This is a genomic window from Nesterenkonia alba DSM 19423, from assembly GCF_000421745.1.
Taxonomy (GTDB): domain Bacteria; phylum Actinomycetota; class Actinomycetes; order Actinomycetales; family Micrococcaceae; genus Nesterenkonia; species Nesterenkonia alba.
Window position 1 is genome coordinate 1 of record NZ_ATXP01000021.1, and the last position, 17,324, is coordinate 17,324.

Sequence of the window (17,324 nt, forward strand, 5' to 3'; positions counted from 1 at the left end):
CTTCCAGGTGTGCCTCGCCCAAGGCCTGGGTCAGCTCGGCGACCTCGGCCTCCAGCTGTTCCTCTCGGGAGGATGGTCCGGACCTGCCGGCCACCAGGGCGGTCTTGCCGGCTTCCAGGAACTCGGCCTTCCACCGTCCGATGGACTGCTCACTGACTTTCTCCTTGCGTGCCACTTCGGCGATGGACATCTCGCCGGCCAGCACGCTCAGCACTATCCGGGTCTTCTTCTCCGCCGGAATCGAGGGTGGTCTACCCATGACTGACTCTCCTTCAGGACCTACATAACGGCCCTGCCACTAAGTCTGACGCGCGACAAAACGACTCGTGCTCTTCACAGTTACGGTTGTTCGTGTTGCCCCATACCCCGAAGCTCGTGTCTTTCCAGTGCGGCTGGGGGCATCGTGACTGCGCTGCGGGAGCTGGTGACCTCGGAGTTCGATCGGTTGCAGGCCACCACCAAGCAGCAGCAGGAGGCCTACGCCCGGGAACGGGAGGACCTGGTCGCAGAGAGAACCAAGCTGCTGCAAGCCCACTACGCCGGAGCTGTCCCGCTGGAGTTGCTGAAAACCGAGCAGGAAAGGATTGCTAAGCGCCTGTCGTTCCTGGAGGCTCAGATCGAGGCTGGCACCTTGGAGTACGAGCAGGCTCAGGCCCACCTGGAGGACTGCCTAGCCCTGGCTGGTGACTGCCACGCGATCTACCTGAGCATCGATGACTCGCTGCGTCGCAAGCAAGGTGGTGGAGACCAGGGTGGAGTTCAAACCGCGAATGTCGCAGGTTTGAACAAGGATCACATGGTGCGGTCGCCTGCTTCGCAGGCTCCGGCACCTCAATCGCCTCGGAAGTGCTGGAGCAAGCTCCGCACTTCGCTCGGCTCAATCGGTGCCCCCGACAGGATTCGAACCTGTGACACCCGCTTTAGGAGAGCGGTGCTCTATCCCCTGAGCTACGGAGGCGAGAAACACAACGACGACGACGTCGGCGTCGTCGGCTATGCCCCTCAATACTAGGGGATCGTTCCGCGGGTAGAACTCAGTGCACGCTCAGCGGCGGGACGCGGCAGCGCGGGCCCGTAGACGGCCGATGACGTCCCACCCCACCACAGCCAACACCCCCGCGGCGATGACCGCCAGAAGTGCCCAACTGATGACGGTGAACGTTGAGGCCAAGGTGACAGTGCCGGCGTCGAGCGTCTCCATGGTGAGGATCTGATCCACCAGGTGGTTCTCAATGATGTCCACCGCCGCGAAACCCCCGGCCAGAGACGGGAAAATCCACCGCCAGCTCCCCTTCACCAGAAGCCCCATGACCGCCCACGTCGCCAACACCACAGTGACCGGGAAGATCCACCCGGCGGTGATGTGCAAGAAATTCAGCTGTCCGGCGGCCGAATCCTCCATCACCGCGCGCAACTGCTCGATGTCCTCCACGCTGTAGCCGAAAACACGCGCCCCCGGCATCGACAGCCCGTCGGCGAAATGCCGCAGCTGCGGCATGGCATACAGATGCAGGTAAAAGAACATGAACGCGGCAACGAACACCAGGGCGTAGACCAGAATTCGCGGGGAGGAATACTCCCCCGTGGCGGCCCGCTGATTGGCGTCGGTGAGGAACCCGTCCTTGATCTCCGGACGGGCAGCTTCTGCCTCCGGCTCTGCCGCCGGATTACCCCGGGCCTTTTTCCTGCGCTTGGACATACCGGTATTCTCCCAGAGATCACCGCCCCGGCCTCCCTCGGGTCATCTCAGGGACCGCCCGTAGACTGGATCCACCATGGAATTCGTCTTCACCCCGCCGCGCGAGTCCACCACCGAGGCGCCCACACCACCCACCGGGCAGGACGCCACCGAAGGTCTCAACCCCCAGCAGCGTGAAGCGGTGCTGCACCGCGGCTCCCCACTGCTGATCGTCGCCGGGGCCGGTTCCGGGAAGACCGCAGTGCTGACCCGCCGGATCGCCCACCTGATCCAGACCGGGGCAGCCCGCCCACACGAGATCCTGGCCATCACCTTCACCAATAAGGCCGCCCGGGAGATGAAAGACCGCATCGGCCGACTCGTGGGTCCCGCCGCCGAGCGCATGTGGATCTCCACCTTCCACTCCTCCTGCGTGCGCATCCTGCGCGCCGAAGCCACCACCGTGGGTCGGAAAACCACCTTCACGATCTACGACGCCGCCGACTCGCTGCGGCTGGTCACCCAGATCGCCAAAGAGAACCAGCTCGACCCAAAACGGTTCAACCCGCGGGCCATCCGCAACAAAATCTCCGCATTGAAGAACGAACTCATCGACGCCGAAGAGTTCAGCGCCAAAGCCCCCAACGAACCCTTCAGCGAGGCAGTCGCTACCGTCTTCACCCAATACACCCAGCGGCTACGGGCGGCCAACGCCTACGACTTCGACGACCTGCTCACCGAGACGGTCTACATGTTCGACGCCTTCCCCGCGGTGCTCGATAACTACCGCCGCCGGTTCCGCCACGTGCTCGTCGACGAGTACCAGGACACCAACCACGCCCAATACCGCCTGGTCACCCAGCTGACCGCCCCCCAGGACGGTGTGGAGACCCCCGGGGCGGAACTGACCGTGGTGGGTGACTCCGATCAGTCCATCTACGCGTTCCGCGGTGCAGACATCCGCAACATCACCGAGTTCGAACGCGACTTCCCCGATGCCGCAGTGGTGAAGCTGGAACAGAACTACCGCTCCACCCAGAACATCCTCGACGCCGCCAACGCCGTCATCGCCAAGAACCCCTCCCGCGGGGAGAAAAACCTCTGGACTGAAGCCGGAGCCGGGCCCAAAGTCACCCTGCACGTGGCGCACAGTGAATCCGACGAGGCCGAATGGATCGCCCGAACCATCGACCACCTCGGTGACGAGGAAGGTGTCCGCCCCGCCGACGTCGCGGTCTTCTACCGCACCAACGCACAGTCCCGGTCCTTAGAAGAACGCCTCATCCACCGCGGGATCCCCTACCGGGTCATCGGCGGCACCCGGTTCTACGACCGCAAAGAGATCAAAGACGCCCTGGCCTACCTGCATGTGCTCAATAACCCCGACGACGACGTCAACCTCCGCCGCATCCTCAACGAACCCAAACGCGGCATCGGGGATAAAGCCGAAACCGCAGTGGCCACGCTCGCCGCCCGCGACCAGACCACCTTCTTTCAAGCCCTACGTGCCACAGTGGCCGACGACGGCGCCTCCGCCGGTTTAGGGTCCCGCGCGGTCAAGGCGATCGGCTCGTTTGTGCGGATGATGGACGACGTCGCCTCCCTCGCCGCAGACGAAACCCCCTCCGTGGTGCTGGAAGCAGTGCTCGAACAGTCCGGGATGATGGCCGCACTACGGGAGTCCAAGGATCTACAGGACGAATCCCGGGCCGATAACCTCGGCGAACTCGTCGCCGTGCTCAAAGAATATGAAGCCGGCACGGAGGAACCTTCCCTGGCTGATTTTCTTGAACAAGTCAGCCTCATCGCCGACGCCGACTCCATCCCCTCAGCACCGGACGCTGAGTCCGCCCAGCTCGCTGCAGATCAGGGGCAGGTCACCCTGATGACCCTGCACACCGCCAAAGGCCTGGAGTTCCCCGTGGTCTTCCTCACCGGTATGGAACACGGGGTCTTCCCTCACGCCCGCTCCATGGGGGACGCCGAACAGCTCGCCGAAGAACGCCGCCTGGCCTATGTGGGCCTCACCCGGGCCGAACACCGGCTCTACCTGACCCGAGCCGAATCCCGCAGCCTCTGGGGCCAGGTGCAATACAACCCGCCCAGCCAGTTCCTCACCGAGATTCCCGACGAGCTGGTGGAACTCAGCGCCGACTCGGCGGCCTCCGGCTCCGGGCGGCTCGGGTTGGGAACCGGCGGGTGGGGAAGCCAGCCCGGGTTGCTGAAGAATGCTGAAACGACTGGCTCCCCACGTGGTGACTCCACATTGCACGATGTCAGCCGTGCACCGATGGCGACATCTGGCACCTCCCGTACCCAGGTCAACCCGGACCGGGAGATCCCCGCCCTGAACCCCGGGGACCGTGTCAGGCACGCAAAGTTCGGCCAGGGTGAGGTGCTCAGCGTCGAAGGTGCTGGGGACAAGACGGTCGCGAAGGTCAGCTTCGCAGGAACAGAGAAGCGCCTCCTCCTGCGATATGCTCCACTTGAGAAGGTCGGCTGAGGGGTGTAACGCCCTTCGGTGCGGCCACCTCGTCCTGCAAGAAGAAGACTTCGACGTGAAGTAAGGACACCACACGTGGACCTGTACGAATACCAGGCGCGCGATCTCTTTGAGGCACACGGGGTTCCCGTGCTGGCCGGGATCGTGGCGCAGACCCCCGAAGAAGCCAAAGCAGCAGCAGAGCAGATCGGCGGCGTCGTCGTCGTCAAAGCACAGGTGAAGGTGGGTGGCCGCGGCAAAGCCGGCGGTGTGAAACTCGCCAAAACCCCTCAGGAGGCCTACGAGCACGCTCAGGCCATCCTCGGCATGGACATTAAGGGCCACACGGTGCACCGGGTGATGATCGCCCAGGGTGCCGACATCGCCGAGGAGTACTACTTCTCCATCCTGCTGGACCGTGCTGAGCGCAACTACCTGGCCATGTGCTCCAAGGAAGGCGGCGTGGAGATCGAACAGCTCGCCGTCGAATCCCCGGAGAAGCTGGTCAAGTACAACTTCGACCCCAACACCGGCCTCGACGAGAAGGCCGCCACCGAGATCGCCGAGCAGGCTGGATTCTCCGCGGAGGAGATCCCCGCCCTGGCCGAGGTATTCCAACAGCTGTGGGGTGCCTTCGCCAAGGAGGACGCCACCCTGGTGGAGGTCAACCCGCTGGTGAAAACCGGCGAAGGCAAGATCATCGCCCTGGACGGCAAAGTCACCGTGGACGACAACGCCGCCTTCCGCCAGCCCGGTCACGCCGAACTGGTGGACGAGTCCGCTGAGGACCCGCTGGAAGCCAAAGCCAAGGCCAACGACCTCAACTACGTCAAACTCGACGGGGAGGTGGGGATCATCGGCAACGGTGCCGGTCTGGTCATGTCCACCCTCGACGTCGTCGCCTACGCCGGTGAGGACCACAACGGTGTGAAGCCCGCCAACTTCCTCGACATCGGAGGCGGCGCCTCTGCAGAGGTGATGGCCAACGGGCTCGACGTCATCCTCGGCGACGATCAGGTCAAAAGCGTGTTCGTCAACGTCTTCGGCGGTATCACCAGCTGCGACGCCGTGGCCAACGGCATCGTCAACGCGCTGAAGATCCTCGGCGACTCCGCCACCAAACCGCTGGTGGTCCGCCTCGACGGCAACAACGTCGAGGAAGGCCGGCGCATCCTCGCCGAAGCCAACCACCCGCTGGTCATCACCGCTGACACGATGGACGGCGGTGCCGACAAGGCCGCCGAGCTGGCAAACAAGTAAGGACTGACGAACAGCTATGTCGATCTACCTGAACAAAGAGTCCAAAGTCATCGTCCAGGGCATCACCGGCGGTGAAGGCACCAAGCACACCGCCCTGATGCTCAAGGCCGGCACCAACATCGTCGGCGGGGTCAACGCCCGTAAAGCCGGCACCACCGTCTCCCACAAGGACAAAGACGGCAACGACATCGAACTGCCGGTCTTCGGCAGCGTCGAAGAAGCCATGGAGAAAACCGGTGCCGACGTCTCGGTGGTCTTCGTGCCGCCGAAGTTCGCCAAAGACGCCGCCGTGGAGGCCATCGAAGCCGGTATCGGCCTGCTGGTGGTCATCACCGAAGGCATCCCGGTGCAGGACACCGCGGAATTCTTCAACCTCTCGCTGACCAAGACCGGCGCCGACGGCAAACCGGTGACCCGCATCATCGGGCCCAACTGCCCCGGTGTCATCACCCCCGGTGAGGCGCTGGCCGGAATCACCCCGGCCAACATCACCACCAAGGGGCCCATCGGTCTGGTCTCCAAGTCCGGGACCCTGACCTACCAGATGATGTACGAACTGCGTGACATCGGGTTCTCCACCTCCATCGGTATCGGCGGTGACCCGGTCATCGGCACCACGCACATCGACGCGCTGGAGGCCTTCGAAGCCGACCCGGACACCAAGGCCATCGTGATGATCGGTGAAATCGGTGGTGACGCCGAAGAGCGCGCCGCCGAGTACATCAAAGCCAATGTCACCAAGCCCGTGGTGGGCTACGTGGCCGGCTTCACCGCCCCGGAGGGTAAGACCATGGGCCACGCCGGCGCCATCGTCTCCGGCTCATCCGGGACCGCGGAGGCGAAGAAAGAAGCCCTCGAGGCTGCCGGTGTGAAAGTCGGTAAAACCCCCTCCGCCACGGCGCAGCTGCTCCGCGAGATCATCGACGGTGACTCCGCCGGCGGCGCCGCCAGCCCGGTGGAGACCGTCAAGGAGAAAGCCGGCGAAGTCATCGACAAGGTCAAAGGGGCCGTGAAGAAAGACTGACGCTTCACCGCTGAAGACCCTAAGACAGCAGGGGCTGTGCTCTCCACAGGGAGAGCGCAGCCCCTCTTTCGATGTCCGATGTGTCGGTATTCAACGCCGGAGACTGTGACGGGATACTTCAGGTGCTTCCGGGCTGATCCGAATGATCTGAATGATCTGGCTGAGCCCGGATTGCTTCGGGTGCACTCAGATTGCTTCGGGTGTACTCAGTCCCCGCCGGCCTCGGAGCCCTCACCGAGCTCACGCTCCGGCTGCTCACCCAGCATGAAGTGCCGCCCGGTGACCTCGGTGGGGACGATACGCACATAGTGATCCTTCGGCGTGGGCACCCAGGGCTTCAGCCCCAGGGCCTCCGCCGCAGCGATCTCCGTGCTGGTCTCCAGCCGCTGGGCAGTGCCACGGACCACCACGGACCAGGCTTCACCGTCGAGCACGGCATCGGCTTCAAAGAGCACGTCCTCATTGATCGCGACTTCTGCCAGCTTGGTGCCCGGTGCCGTGCGGAACACCAGAGACCGGTCAGCGGTGTCAGCGACCACGTTGAGCGGGAAAATATCGGCACGGCCGTCCACGACGGCCACCAGCCGGCCAAATGTCACCTGTTCCAGCAACTGCCAGCACTGTTCAGTGTTGAGGACCAGGACTGCTTCGTCATGCGGATGGCGGAACAGCATGGGTCTCACCTTCTCTCCTGTGATGAGGTTCACCCCGGGGCAATGTGTAGTCTACACCCGTGTTCTACAGTCGGTAGAAATCAGGCGCCGTCCTCACCACCCACCTGACCTGCAGGTTCAGGCTCCCGGCAGGGCCAGCGCCTGCTGGGAGAGTTCTCGGTTCGGTTCTGCGTAGCTCACCGACTCCACCCCGGTCGGGCCGATGTGCAGGCTCGTCACCGAGGTCAGGGAACACTCCCGGGATCGGGGGTCATGCCACAGCGGGCGGTTCTCTGCCCACAGGCGTGTGACCCAGATAGGAAGTTGATGAGACACGACGACGACGTCGGCGTCGTCCCCGTGTTCTGCGATCGCTTGGTCGGAGAGGTCCTTTACCGCAGCCAGCACCCGGGTGACCTGCTGGGCGTAGGGCTCACCCCAGGACGGGCGCAACGGGTTGATGAGCTTGGGCCAGTGTTTCGGCCGACGCAGTTGCCGCTTCACCGAGGAGAGGCCTTCGAAGTCGTTTTCTGCCTCAATGACCCGGTCTTCGATCTGCACTGGGATGTTCAACCGGGCGGACAACGGCGCAATGGTCTCTTGAGCTCGCTGCAGTGGGGAAGAGGCCAGGATCACCGGTGCCCGGCCCTGCTCGGCCCGGGCGAGGAAGTAGTCGGCGATTCCTTCGGCCATTTGCTTGCCCAACTCCGAGAGGCCGAAGCCGGGCAGCCGCCCGTAGAGGACCTTCTCCGGGTTGTACACCTCCCCGTGGCGGACCAAGTGGACCGTGCAGGTGCCTGTTCTCGGCGATGTGCTTCCCTGCGCACGTGCCGAAGCCGTGCCGGAAGGGGTGGTGTGCGTGCTGGTGGTCTCAGTGGTCTCAGCTGCGGACATGCTCCCAGTTTCGCAGACCGCAGAGGTGTCACAAGCGCTGCTGCGGCGTTAGGCTGAGGCCATGAGCACTCCCAACGGTGAGAACGGCGAAAACCAGCAGGGCCAGGACACCCCCGGACAGGGGCAAGACCGGCCGCAGCCGCAGTACGGACAGTACGCCCCACGGGAGGAGGGCTCCGCGGCTCAGGCCTCGGGATCCGGGCAGCAGTCCGGCAACCAGGAGTCCAGCAATCCGTACAACCCCTACGCCCCGCCCAGCTGGGGGCAGCAGAGCGGACAGGGCAGCGCTCAGCAGCCACACTGGGGCCAACCCTCATCCGGTGAAGGTTCCGCCGGAAGCGGGTACGCCAGCAGCGGTCAGTACGGTTCTGGCCAGTATGGCTCTGGGCAGTACAGCTCCGCCCCATACGGTTCCGGTTACCAGGGGGGCGGCTACAGTAGCCAGCCCCAGTACCCCGGTGCGGTGAGTGCCCCCACGGAGAAGCCCAGCCGCCCCGGCACCATGATGACCGCGATGTGGCTGATGCTCGCCGCCGCGGTGACGTCCCTGGTGTGGGGGATCTGGGTGCTGGTCAGCATCGAACCCAATGACCTGCGGCAAGGCGCATTCGGAGAAGAGTTTGAACGCCAGCTCGAACAGCAGATGCAGAACGACCCCGAGCTGCAGGACCTCACAGTGGATGAGGCCTTCGAGGTCTACGCGATCATGCTGGGCTTACTGGCCCTGGGCTGGGCGTTCTTCCTGTTAGCGGTCTACATCACCTTCGCCTTCGTCGGCACCATGGCCGGTAATGTCGGCCGGATCCTCGCCTCCATCTGGCTGGGACTGAGCCTGTTCTTCCTGTTGCCGATTTTCTACGTCGACGGCGGTTCCATGGGCCTGGTGTTCGTCACCGTGGCGTTGAGTCTGGTGGCTCTCATCATGCTGTGGCTGGGACCATCCAACCGGTTCGTCAGCGACAGGAAGGCCTACAAAGACGCCCAGCGTTCACCACAGCCGGCTGCCGGATACCAGCAGCAGGGTTACAGCGGCGGTCAGCCCGGCAGCTGGTGAAGCCGCACGGCGCCTTCGGCCACCGCCTTCAGAACCTCTACCAACAGGCGACGCTCTGAGGATTTGATCCGTTCGTGGAGGGTGGCGACGTCGTCGTTGGGCTCCACATGCACCGCCGCCTGGGCGATGATCGGGCCGGTGTCCACCCCGGCGTCTACTTGATGCACAGTGCAGCCGGTGATCTTCACTCCCGCGGCCAGGGCGTCACGGACCGCATGTGCCCCGGGGAAGCTGGGCAGCAGGGCCGGATGCGTGTTGATGACCGGCACCGCCACATCCTGGAGGAACTGTTCGGACAGGATTCGCATAAACCCGGCCGAGACCACGAGTTCGGGCTCGTGACGGAGCACCTGGTCAGCCAGTTGCGTGTTCCACCGGGTGCGCTCTTCGGCGGAGGCGCCCCGGGGTAAGGGCACCTCGAAGGTGGGAATCCCGGCCCGCTGTGCCCGTTCGATTCCCCCGCAGGCGGGAACATCGGAACCGACAGCGACCACCTGGGCCGGTAGCTTCCCGGCGGCCACGGCGTCAATGATCGCCTGGAGGTTCGAACCGGAACCGGAGACGAGAACCACAATGCGCATGCGCCTCAGCCTATCGGCTGCCGATAAGCTGGAAGACGTTATGAGTGCCTCCCCGCCCCCAGGTCAGCCCAACCAGCCGGTGCTGCCGCCTGTGGTGCCTCCCCCGGGGAAGAACTCCGCCGATCCCCGCCGCGGAAACCCCCGTCAGAAGGATCCACAGCAGCAGGCGGCGGATGCGCGCTACGCCAGCCGATTCCTGGGGTGGTTGGTGCTGGCGATCATCCTTGCCTGGGGCGGGTTCCAGCTGCCATTGCCGTGGAAGATCATCACCCCGGTGGCGGCTCTGGCTGGTATCGCCACAGCGGTGGTGCTGTTCATTCAATGCGTACGACGTCGCCTGCCCGTTTTTATCTATATCGCTACGGTTCTTGCCACGGTGTGTTGTGGATTCTTCCTGCTCATCGGTGGTTTCCAGTTGGTCTTTTGGGAAGCGACTGCGGAGTTTGATGCCTGCCGGGAGACTGCTGTCACCGACCGGGCGCTGCGTCAGTGTGCGGTGGACTACGAGCAGCGGGTTATTTCTTCGATCCCCGGTAGCGGGTAAGCGGGGCCACCAGCTGGGTGAGCGCGCACCCGGCGGCCACCCACGCCCCGGTGAGTCCGGCCGCGGCCAGCGCATGGGGTCCGATGTCCACCATCCGCCCGACCCCCAGGGAGATATGCGAAAGCCATAGCGGCACCACCAGCAGCCCCGCAGTGGTCAGTCCGGTGAGTAGACCCACGGTGAGGGTGGAGACGGTGGCCGAGACTCCGCGGACCTTCAGCTTCAGTGCGCACCAGTCGTCAAAGTGGTTCTCCCCTTCGCGGAGGAACCACACCCCCGCGGCGATTCCGGCAGCCACTGGCAGGGCGAACACCAGCCAGGAGTATTCGCCGGTGCTGGTGGGGACCGCGGCGAGGACTGGCACCTCGGGGATCTCCCCGAGCCGGGTGGTCAGCGGCCCCACCGTGGAGCCGGAACCCAGGGAGAATCCCGCACCGGAGGAGTAGGCCAGGGCCCATAGGGCCAGGTTCGGTGCTACTGCCAGGTGGAGCAGGGTCATGCCGAGGCCCCCTGCTAACCCGGTGTCGAGGTGCTGGTAGGCGTTGACCACGTCCATCCACCGCCAGGCCAGCACGCCAGCCAGCAGCAGGCTCGCCAGACCCACAGCGGCCACCGCCGCCACTGTGCCGGCCCGCACCACCGCCCACAGGTAGGCTCCGGCCCATTTGATCGGCTGACTGAGTTCATCGAGTTTCGCTTCGACGTCGACGCCGAACATCCGGGTCACGCTGCGGGCTTCTGCCACGCAGCCACCGAGGCATCCGGTCAGGGTCACCGCCGCGGCGGCTGTGGCGCTCCAGGTGGGGGAGGTTTCGGCGAAACTGGTGTGCGCATAGCCGCCCACGGCCCCGGCTGCGGTGGTGTAGAGCACCACATAGACCGTTACCCCCACCCATAGTTGGGTGGGGTAGGCCCCCTGGGCCAGCCGGCGCCCCGCCCGCCACGCGATGCCGAAGGGCACCACCAGCAGCCCCAGTGGCACCAGGTGGAACACTCCACCCCCATTGAGTTCTAAGGGGGCTGCGTGCATCACCAGCCACAGTTGCCCGGCCAGGGATGCGGCCGACTCCAGCTCGAACCCGGTGAAGCTGCGGATGGCTTCGACCACAGCCACTGGCACCGCGATGAGCAGAACGGTGGCCAGTAGTGCCTGAACCGCCTCGAAGAGGGCGAAGAGCCACAGCGGAGGGGTCGGCAGCCGCAACCGGCGGGACGAATCGGAACGCATCGCCTCTATGGTGACAGGGCGGGCCCCACCTTCCGGTGAGGCCGGGCCGCACGGGGGCGCTGAGCAGTGCAAGGTCAGGGGCAAACACAATTCACGTACCGTTCACCTGGTAGCAACCTCACCGCTGAGTCGGCGACACCTGCATCGGCCTACTCTGGTGACCGTGAAGGTCGTTGTGGTTGCGGAGAGCTTTCTGCCCCATATGAACGGAGTGACCAACTCCGTTCTTCACGTGCTGGCCCATTTGCGTCGTCGTGGGGATGATGTCACGGTCATCGCCCCGTCCGATTCGCTCTTTGACAGCAACCCCTTGGCTGAGGAGATTCCCGACCAGCCGGAGCTGTGCCACGGCTATCCGGTGATTCGGGTGCCCTCCTTGCCGTTGCCGGACTACCCGAAGGTGCGAGTCGCCGCCGGGTTTGTCATGCGGATCCGGCACTTGCTGGAGGATATTGCGCCCGACGTCGTCCACGTCGCCTCTCCGTTTGTGCTCGGGTGGCGTGCCATCCAGGCTGCTGAGGCGCTCGGCCTCCCGACGGTCTCTATTTATCAGACCGAGGTGCCCACGTATGCGGCACGGTACAAGCTGCCCTGGGCGGAGGAGCTGTTGTGGCAGCACGTGGACCGTATGCACCGGGCGTCCACCCTGACGCTGGTGCCTTCAAGCTTCTGCAAGACCCAGCTGCGCGGCCGGGGCATTCCACGGTTGAAGACCTGGCGGCGCGGTGTGGATGCTGACCGGTTCCACCCGGCCCGGCGCTCGGCACAGCTGCGAGCTCAGTTGGCGCCGAAGGGGGAGAAGCTCATCGGCTTTGTGGGCCGTCTGGCTGCGGAGAAGCAGATCGAAGACTTGGCGGTGCTCGATGCCCTGCCCGGCACCCGGTTGGTCATTATCGGTACGGGCCCGCAGGAGTCGGCGTTACGCAAGCGGTTGCCTCATGCTCACTTCGCTGGGTTCCAGGGCGGTGACACTCTGGGGGAGTACGTCGCCAGTTTGGACGTGTTCGTTCACCCGGGGGAGGCGGAGACTTTCTGTCAGACCATCCAGGAGGCGATGGCTGCCGCGGTGCCGGTGGTTGCGGTGGGGCGTGGCGGGCCTTTAGATCTGGTGGACCCGGGCCGTACCGGGTGGCTCTACCAGCCCGGCGATCTTCCGGCTCTGCGCTCGGCGGTGGAGCACCTGTGTGCCGACGACGACGCCCGCTCGGCTTTTGCACAGGCAGCCCACCATGAAGTCCGCGGCCGGACGTGGGAGGCGGTGTGCAACCAGCTCATTGGCCACTACTCCCGAGCTATCGAAGTCAACCGCCGATTGCACAGTATGCGAGCCCGGCGCTACTTGACCGGTCAGAGCCGCCTGGCCGGGGCGCTTATGCCGCTGGGTGTTCTCCCTCGCTGAGCAGCCCATGCTCCGCCAACTGCGCGGAGATGTCCTTACCGTCGGGTCCGTAGATCCACGGAACCCGGTATCCGTCGACCTCTTGGTATCCCGGTGGGTGGGCGCCGTCGGCCCCTGAACCGCGCAGCAACTGCTCGTCTTCGTGGGGCACCTCAGCACGCCCACCGGCGAGCACCGCCTCCGAGTAGGTCAGCTCCCGAATGATGACCGCCCGGGCGTTCTGCGGGTGCGCGCGGACAAAATCAGCGTAGATGGTGGGGTCGTGCTGGCCGTCATCGCCGATGAGTACCCATTTGATCTGGGGAAACTCTCCGGCCAGGCGTTCCAGCTGTTGTTCTTTGTGCCGACGGCCGGATCGGAACCACCGATCCTCGGTAGGCCCCCAGTCGGTCAGCAGCAACGGCCCATGCGGATACAGGTTACGGGTGAGGAACCGAGTCAGGGTCTGTGCGACGTTCCACGCCCCGGTGGAGAGGTAGAGCACCGGCGAGCCCGGGGAGGCGTTCATCAGCCGTTCCATCATCACCGCCATGCCCGGGGTGGGCGTGCGGGCATGTTCATCCAGGACAAAGGAGTTCCACGCCGCAAGGAACGGCCGGGGAAGTTTGGTGACGACGACGGTGTCATCGATATCGCAGATGATCCCGTCTTCGATCTCGTCGCCGATGATGAGCACTTCCGCCCGGGTGGTGTCCTCGCCAGGGGCTTGCAGGGTGATCTGCTGCCATCCGGGGTCCAGAGTGTTCTCCCCGAGGTCGATGACAGTATCGACGATGCCCCCACGGTCGGCGGTCACATCGTATTCCCGCCCGGCCACTGTGGCCTTCAGCGCGGCGAACGGAACCGGCGCGGAGACAAAGTTGCGCCACCCACGCACGCCGTCCGCGATGACCTTGGCCACCCGACGGCCGTTTTCAAAGTCGGAGTCCGGGGCCATGACAACCCGGGAGAAGATCCGCACCCAGCGGGGCGAGCCGTAGCCGGCCAGAGACAACACGGTGACCTGCTGGCCGCGGCGGCGGGCCAGGTTCAGCCGCAGCTGGTGCCAGCGGTCCTCAGCGCGCATCGCGCGGTTACGGACCGCCTCCGAGTAGTGCCGGCGCACTGCAGCGAGGTCCTGCGCCACAGGCGTGGGCTTCGGCGGCAACTTCATCGCTGCCTATCTTAGGTGAGTCTCCGATCAGGCAGAGGGCTCCTTGCTGAACAGCAAGTAAACAGAGGCCTTGCATAAGCCGGGTGATATATGTCACGGTGGAGGTGCCGTTAAGTTAAAACACAAAGGAGTGGCGACGGTAAGGAAGACACCTAAGATATTATCGCTCGGTGCAAAGCTGGTCGACCTGGACTAATCATGGTAATTTGATCTATGCTGGTGCTTTTTGTTCAGGGTGATGGTTATTAGAGCCAACAAGTTAAATTTCCGTTACGGCATGGGCCCAGTTGGGATAGCCGGGCTAGTGCTTGCCCTCGCTGGGTGTGGCAGTTCTGTGGAGGTTACTGAAGAAAGTACCGTCCCTGACGGTATGGAAAGCCCAGACACGCCCTATCCTTCATCCGAGGAAGAGTACTTCGAGCAGCAACTGCAGTTCCATCGACTCGATGAGCCTCCAGAGGAGGATGTGAGCCCAGAGCGGGTTATTACCCCAGAAGAATATGACGAGGTCACGCGAGAGTGTATGCATGACCAGGGCTGGGAGGTTGAAGTGCTCGAAGATGGTGGGGTTAGTGCCAGCTTCCCGGACGACCAGCGCCAAGCATTCAATGAAGCGTCGTATATATGCGCTGTTCGGTATCCTCTACATCCAGTTTTCTATGAAGAAAAAACAGAAGAAGTACTGAGTGTTTATTATGAATATTTCACCGGAGATTTTTTAGAGTGCCTGAATCATTATAGTATCTCCGTCGATGAGGTTCCATCATTTCAAGTATTTCTCGAAGATTATCAAAATTCAGGCTGGCTCTGGCGACCAGATCGTGGAATGGAAGATCAAGTCCTGGATGAAACCTCGTGCGATCGACAACCACCGGATGAGTCACTCGTTGAAGCTTATGAATGATAATTTTGATTGGGTGGGCTTAGTCTCTTATGGGTGATGCTGAGGTCTCTCATGTTTGGGCTCGGCGAAGATTGTGGCGCTCCTTAAGTCTTCTCGTGATTACATGCCTATTGTCCCTCGCCGTGGGGTGGTGGGCTGCGCGAGCAACTATAGAGGGATCGGTTGGTGCCGCAGAAGGGGAAGATTCGGCTCTTACAGAAGAAATATGGGCCGAGGCTACATCTGGATCGGTTGGTCGGACCCTCAACTTATCGACAACTGTTCGACAGCCAACAGAGTCAATTGCCCAAAACCGGCTCTCCGGGATAGTGCGAGAAGTCAATGAGGGAGAGTTGGAGAACGGAGAGGTTATCTACCTAGTGGATAGCACTCCGGTGCGCCTTATTGAGTCCCAGGAACCTTTCTGGCGCGACTTGGAACCGGGAGTGGCTGGTCATGATGTCCTGGCACTACAACACTTTCTGCAGGACGAAGGTTTGCTGGCCTCAGAGCCTTCAGGGTCATACGATGCCGACACGGAAGCCGCCGTACAGTCATGGCAGGAAGAGCTGGGTTCTACTCCCACGGGCGTGGTCCAGCTTGGAGAGACCGTCGCTGTGCCTGAAAGTCCGGTAGAAGTTCAGGTGGGAGAAGCGATTCGGGTTGGGGCGGAGCTTTCTGGTGGTGAGGAATCAGTGTTTGCGCCGGTCGGTGAACGTCGTTTTGTCATGGTTGTACAAGAGGCACAGGCCCAGCAAATCCCGACTGAGGCGAGCATCAGAGTCACGTACGATGATTATGAATGGGACGCTGTCATTTCCTCAGTTGAGGACGGTGCGGACCAATCCACCAATGTTGAGTACCAATTGACGGCTCCTAATGGGGGTGAGGTCTGTCTAGATGACTGCCACGTTCTTCCTGCGGAGACACAACTAACTTTGCGGAGTCAGGTGGCTGTTGTTCCAGAAATCGAGGGAATCGGCGTACCCACAGCCGCTGTGCGTATCTCCTCAGAGGGGGAGCCTTACGTGACAACACGTCACGGGGATGTGCCGGTGGAAGTTCTTGGGTCGGGCCAGGGAGTTGCCATTGTTGAGGGCTTGGAGGGTGGCACTGAAGTTCGAGTATTTGATGAGTCACGCTCCACTCACACGATGCCACCGGAGGATAATGCGGATGGAGATGAAGAAGTGATAAACGAGGTGCCCGAACCTACCGGCCAGTCGACGGAAGAAGGATCACCCGAAAGTGGGGATCAGAGTGACGTCCAGGAAGAGATAACTGACTAGCTGTGTTGGCGGTTGAGAATCTTACATTCAGGTATCCGAAAAGTTCAGATGAACTATTTAGTGGATTGACACATCATTTTGCCACGGGGAAAGTGACTGCAATTACCGGCCCGTCAGGGCGAGGTAAGTCAACGCTTCTCTATATACTCGGTTTGCTGCTCACTCCGGAGAAAGGTGCCGTTTTTCTCCAAGATCGGAATGTATCGGCTGCCGCAGATTCCGAACGAGCGGTAGTAAGGGCTTCTCAGATCGGTTTTGTTTTTCAAGACGCCTCGTTAGACCTCACGCGAACAGTGTTGGATTCAGTTGTGGAGCCCGCCCTCTATGCCGGATGGCGACGTCGTCGAGCTCGACACCGTGCAATACGTCTCCTTTATGAAATCGGTGTAGGACATCGTGCTAGTCACAAACCCGGTCAGATCTCAGGAGGGCAAGCCCAACGTGTCGCCGTGTGCAGGTCTTTGGTGACCGACCCCTCTGTGATCCTGGCTGATGAGCCAACTGGGAATCTGGATCAGTCCAATGCCGAAAGCGTTCTTAATGTGTTATCCGACGCCGCGGGATCTGGTGATTCTCTCCGGACTGTAGTGGTTGCCACTCATGACCCCTTCGTGATCGATTTCGCTGATGAGGTCATTTCCCTATGAAGGGGAAACTGTGAAGCCTCTTGAGCTGGTTCGAGAAGCACTAGCCAGTGCGTATGCCAGTAAAGTGCCAACACTGTTGATTGGCTTCATCGTCGCGGTAATGTGTGCCGCTACTTTGGCCACAGTGGGCCGTACAGCAGCGGCTGAGGCGCAACTCGATGAGCGTCTCGATTCAGCGGGTGCCCGTGTTTTGACCATTTCTGAACCGAGCCATCAAACGCAGGAACTCATTAATCCCACTGTCGTGCAGCAGGTAGACCGTCTCTCGCTGACAGAACGAGCCGTCGGCATGTCCCGCGTCAAGTAGTTGGCAGGATTTCCTTGGTTTTGAATGTCGGGGGGGGGGGGTCGGCCAGGCCCAGGTGCACCTCCTTGGGCCGGTTCCATGAGATGGCCTCGTGGGGCCGGAGCTCGTTGTACTCGATCCGGTAGTCCTCGGCCCGCTCGGCGAGCACGATCGCGTCGTCGATCTCGTCCAGGTAGAGCCGTTCGTACTTCAGCGTGCCGAAGCCGCGTTCACGGGACCCGTTCTGCCCCGGGGTCTTCACTCGGGTG

The 17,324-nt window shown here is 62.7% G+C and carries 18 protein-coding genes and 1 tRNA gene; 10 read left to right on the plus strand and 9 right to left on the minus strand.

Going from position 1 to position 17,324, the window contains the following annotated elements; genetic code table 11:
• The 3 genes from H578_RS0111460 to H578_RS0111475 form a co-directional block, all read right to left on the minus strand.
• A partial coding sequence (locus H578_RS0111460) for a transposase (protein WP_022873820.1) occupies positions 1–259 on the minus strand: 259 nt, incomplete at its 3' end.
• A gap of 626 nt (positions 260–885) precedes the next feature.
• Positions 886–958, minus strand: a tRNA-Arg gene (locus H578_RS0111470).
• 87 nt (positions 959–1,045) lie between these two features.
• Positions 1,046–1,699 (minus strand): hypothetical protein, encoded by a 654-nt coding sequence (locus H578_RS0111475; RefSeq protein ID WP_022873821.1) that lies wholly within the window; start codon positions 1,697–1,699, stop codon positions 1,046–1,048.
• A 76-nt stretch (positions 1,700–1,775) separates the two neighbouring features.
• Between H578_RS0111475 and pcrA the strand changes: the two genes are divergently transcribed.
• From pcrA to sucD, 3 genes are all read left to right on the plus strand, one after another.
• Positions 1,776–4,181: a DNA helicase PcrA gene (gene pcrA / locus H578_RS0111480; RefSeq protein ID WP_022873822.1), complete on the plus strand. Its 2,406-nt coding sequence runs from the start codon at positions 1,776–1,778 to the stop codon at positions 4,179–4,181.
• A gap of 75 nt (positions 4,182–4,256) precedes the next feature.
• Positions 4,257–5,420 (plus strand): ADP-forming succinate--CoA ligase subunit beta, encoded by a 1,164-nt coding sequence (gene sucC, locus H578_RS0111485; RefSeq protein ID WP_022873823.1) that lies wholly within the window; start codon positions 4,257–4,259, stop codon positions 5,418–5,420.
• 16 nt (positions 5,421–5,436) lie between these two features.
• Positions 5,437–6,444: a succinate--CoA ligase subunit alpha gene (gene sucD, locus H578_RS15015; RefSeq protein ID WP_022873824.1), complete on the plus strand. Its 1,008-nt coding sequence runs from the start codon at positions 5,437–5,439 to the stop codon at positions 6,442–6,444.
• A gap of 206 nt (positions 6,445–6,650) precedes the next feature.
• Here the strand turns inward: sucD and H578_RS0111495 are convergent, their stop codons facing one another.
• Both H578_RS0111495 and H578_RS0111500 read right to left on the minus strand, forming a co-directional pair.
• A complete protein-coding gene (locus H578_RS0111495) occupies positions 6,651–7,118 on the minus strand; it encodes a pyridoxamine 5'-phosphate oxidase family protein (RefSeq protein ID WP_022873825.1) in 468 nt (155 codons plus the stop codon).
• A gap of 117 nt (positions 7,119–7,235) precedes the next feature.
• Positions 7,236–7,991: a histidine phosphatase family protein gene (locus tag H578_RS0111500; protein WP_022873826.1), complete on the minus strand. Its 756-nt coding sequence runs from the start codon at positions 7,989–7,991 to the stop codon at positions 7,236–7,238.
• A gap of 61 nt (positions 7,992–8,052) precedes the next feature.
• On the opposite strand from H578_RS0111500, the gene H578_RS0111505 reads away from it, so the two are divergent.
• Positions 8,053–9,045 carry an exosortase/archaeosortase family protein gene (locus tag H578_RS0111505; RefSeq protein ID WP_022873827.1) on the plus strand — a complete coding sequence of 331 codons (993 nt, stop codon included), beginning with the start codon at positions 8,053–8,055 and terminating at the stop codon, positions 9,043–9,045.
• Here H578_RS0111505 and purN read toward each other — a convergent pair.
• Positions 9,027–9,626, minus strand: a complete 600-nt coding sequence (gene purN / locus H578_RS15025) for a phosphoribosylglycinamide formyltransferase (protein WP_022873828.1) — start codon at positions 9,624–9,626, stop codon at positions 9,027–9,029. The two genes, H578_RS0111505 and purN, sit on opposite strands and share 19 nt — an antisense overlap.
• Positions 9,627–9,666: 40 nt before the next feature.
• On the opposite strand from purN, the gene H578_RS0111515 reads away from it, so the two are divergent.
• Positions 9,667–10,170, plus strand: coding sequence for a hypothetical protein (locus H578_RS0111515; protein WP_156837330.1), 504 nt, complete (start codon positions 9,667–9,669; stop codon positions 10,168–10,170).
• Here the strand turns inward: H578_RS0111515 and H578_RS15030 are convergent.
• The gene (locus tag H578_RS15030) at positions 10,142–11,398 is read right to left on the minus strand and encodes a cell division protein PerM (protein WP_022873830.1); all 1,257 of its coding nucleotides are present in this window, start codon (positions 11,396–11,398) and stop codon (positions 10,142–10,144) included. The two genes, H578_RS0111515 and H578_RS15030, sit on opposite strands and share 29 nt — an antisense overlap.
• A gap of 163 nt (positions 11,399–11,561) precedes the next feature.
• Between H578_RS15030 and H578_RS15035 the strand changes: the two genes are divergently transcribed.
• The gene (locus H578_RS15035) at positions 11,562–12,797 is read left to right on the plus strand and encodes a glycosyltransferase family 4 protein (RefSeq protein ID WP_051130885.1); all 1,236 of its coding nucleotides are present in this window, start codon (positions 11,562–11,564) and stop codon (positions 12,795–12,797) included.
• Here the strand turns inward: H578_RS15035 and H578_RS0111530 are convergent.
• Positions 12,769–13,950: an App1 family protein phosphatidate phosphatase gene (locus H578_RS0111530; RefSeq protein WP_051130883.1), complete on the minus strand. Its 1,182-nt coding sequence runs from the start codon at positions 13,948–13,950 to the stop codon at positions 12,769–12,771. The two genes, H578_RS15035 and H578_RS0111530, sit on opposite strands and share 29 nt — an antisense overlap.
• A 334-nt stretch (positions 13,951–14,284) precedes the next feature.
• Here H578_RS0111530 and H578_RS16315 point away from each other — a divergent pair, with 334 nt between their 5' ends.
• From H578_RS16315 to H578_RS16320, 4 genes are all read left to right on the plus strand, one after another.
• Positions 14,285–14,854 (plus strand): hypothetical protein, encoded by a 570-nt coding sequence (locus H578_RS16315; protein ID WP_156837331.1) that lies wholly within the window; start codon positions 14,285–14,287, stop codon positions 14,852–14,854.
• 332 nt (positions 14,855–15,186) lie between these two features.
• Positions 15,187–16,122 (plus strand): peptidoglycan-binding domain-containing protein, encoded by a 936-nt coding sequence (locus H578_RS0111545; RefSeq protein WP_022873835.1) that lies wholly within the window; start codon positions 15,187–15,189, stop codon positions 16,120–16,122.
• 2 nt (positions 16,123–16,124) lie between these two features.
• Positions 16,125–16,769, plus strand: coding sequence for an ABC transporter ATP-binding protein (locus tag H578_RS15040; protein WP_033420645.1), 645 nt, complete (start codon positions 16,125–16,127; stop codon positions 16,767–16,769).
• A 10-nt stretch (positions 16,770–16,779) separates the two neighbouring features.
• A complete protein-coding gene (locus H578_RS16320) occupies positions 16,780–17,076 on the plus strand; it encodes a hypothetical protein (protein ID WP_156837332.1) in 297 nt (98 codons plus the stop codon).
• Here the strand turns inward: H578_RS16320 and H578_RS15270 are convergent.
• A partial coding sequence (locus H578_RS15270) for an integrase core domain-containing protein (RefSeq protein ID WP_022873837.1) occupies positions 17,069–17,324 on the minus strand: 256 nt, incomplete at its 5' end. The two genes, H578_RS16320 and H578_RS15270, sit on opposite strands and share 8 nt — an antisense overlap.

What these genes read in the sequence shown, in the direction of transcription:
- H578_RS0111475 (WP_022873821.1), bottom strand. Translation starts at nt 1,699, where the DNA reads ATGTCCAAGCGCAGGAAAAAGGCCCGGGGTAATCCGGCGGCAGAGCCG.
- pcrA (WP_022873822.1), top strand. Translation starts at nt 1,776, where the DNA reads ATGGAATTCGTCTTCACCCCGCCGCGCGAGTCCACCACCGAGGCGCCC.
- sucD (WP_022873824.1), top strand. Translation starts at nt 5,437, where the DNA reads ATGTCGATCTACCTGAACAAAGAGTCCAAAGTCATCGTCCAGGGCATC.
- H578_RS0111495 (WP_022873825.1), bottom strand. Translation starts at nt 7,118, where the DNA reads ATGCTGTTCCGCCATCCGCATGACGAAGCAGTCCTGGTCCTCAACACT.
- H578_RS0111500 (WP_022873826.1), bottom strand. Translation starts at nt 7,991, where the DNA reads ATGTCCGCAGCTGAGACCACTGAGACCACCAGCACGCACACCACCCCT.
- H578_RS0111505 (WP_022873827.1), top strand. Translation starts at nt 8,053, where the DNA reads ATGAGCACTCCCAACGGTGAGAACGGCGAAAACCAGCAGGGCCAGGAC.
- purN (WP_022873828.1), bottom strand. Translation starts at nt 9,626, where the DNA reads ATGCGCATTGTGGTTCTCGTCTCCGGTTCCGGTTCGAACCTCCAGGCG.
- H578_RS0111515 (WP_156837330.1), top strand. Translation starts at nt 9,667, where the DNA reads ATGAGTGCCTCCCCGCCCCCAGGTCAGCCCAACCAGCCGGTGCTGCCG.
- H578_RS15030 (WP_022873830.1), bottom strand. Translation starts at nt 11,398, where the DNA reads ATGCGTTCCGATTCGTCCCGCCGGTTGCGGCTGCCGACCCCTCCGCTG.
- H578_RS0111530 (WP_051130883.1), bottom strand. Translation starts at nt 13,950, where the DNA reads ATGAAGTTGCCGCCGAAGCCCACGCCTGTGGCGCAGGACCTCGCTGCA.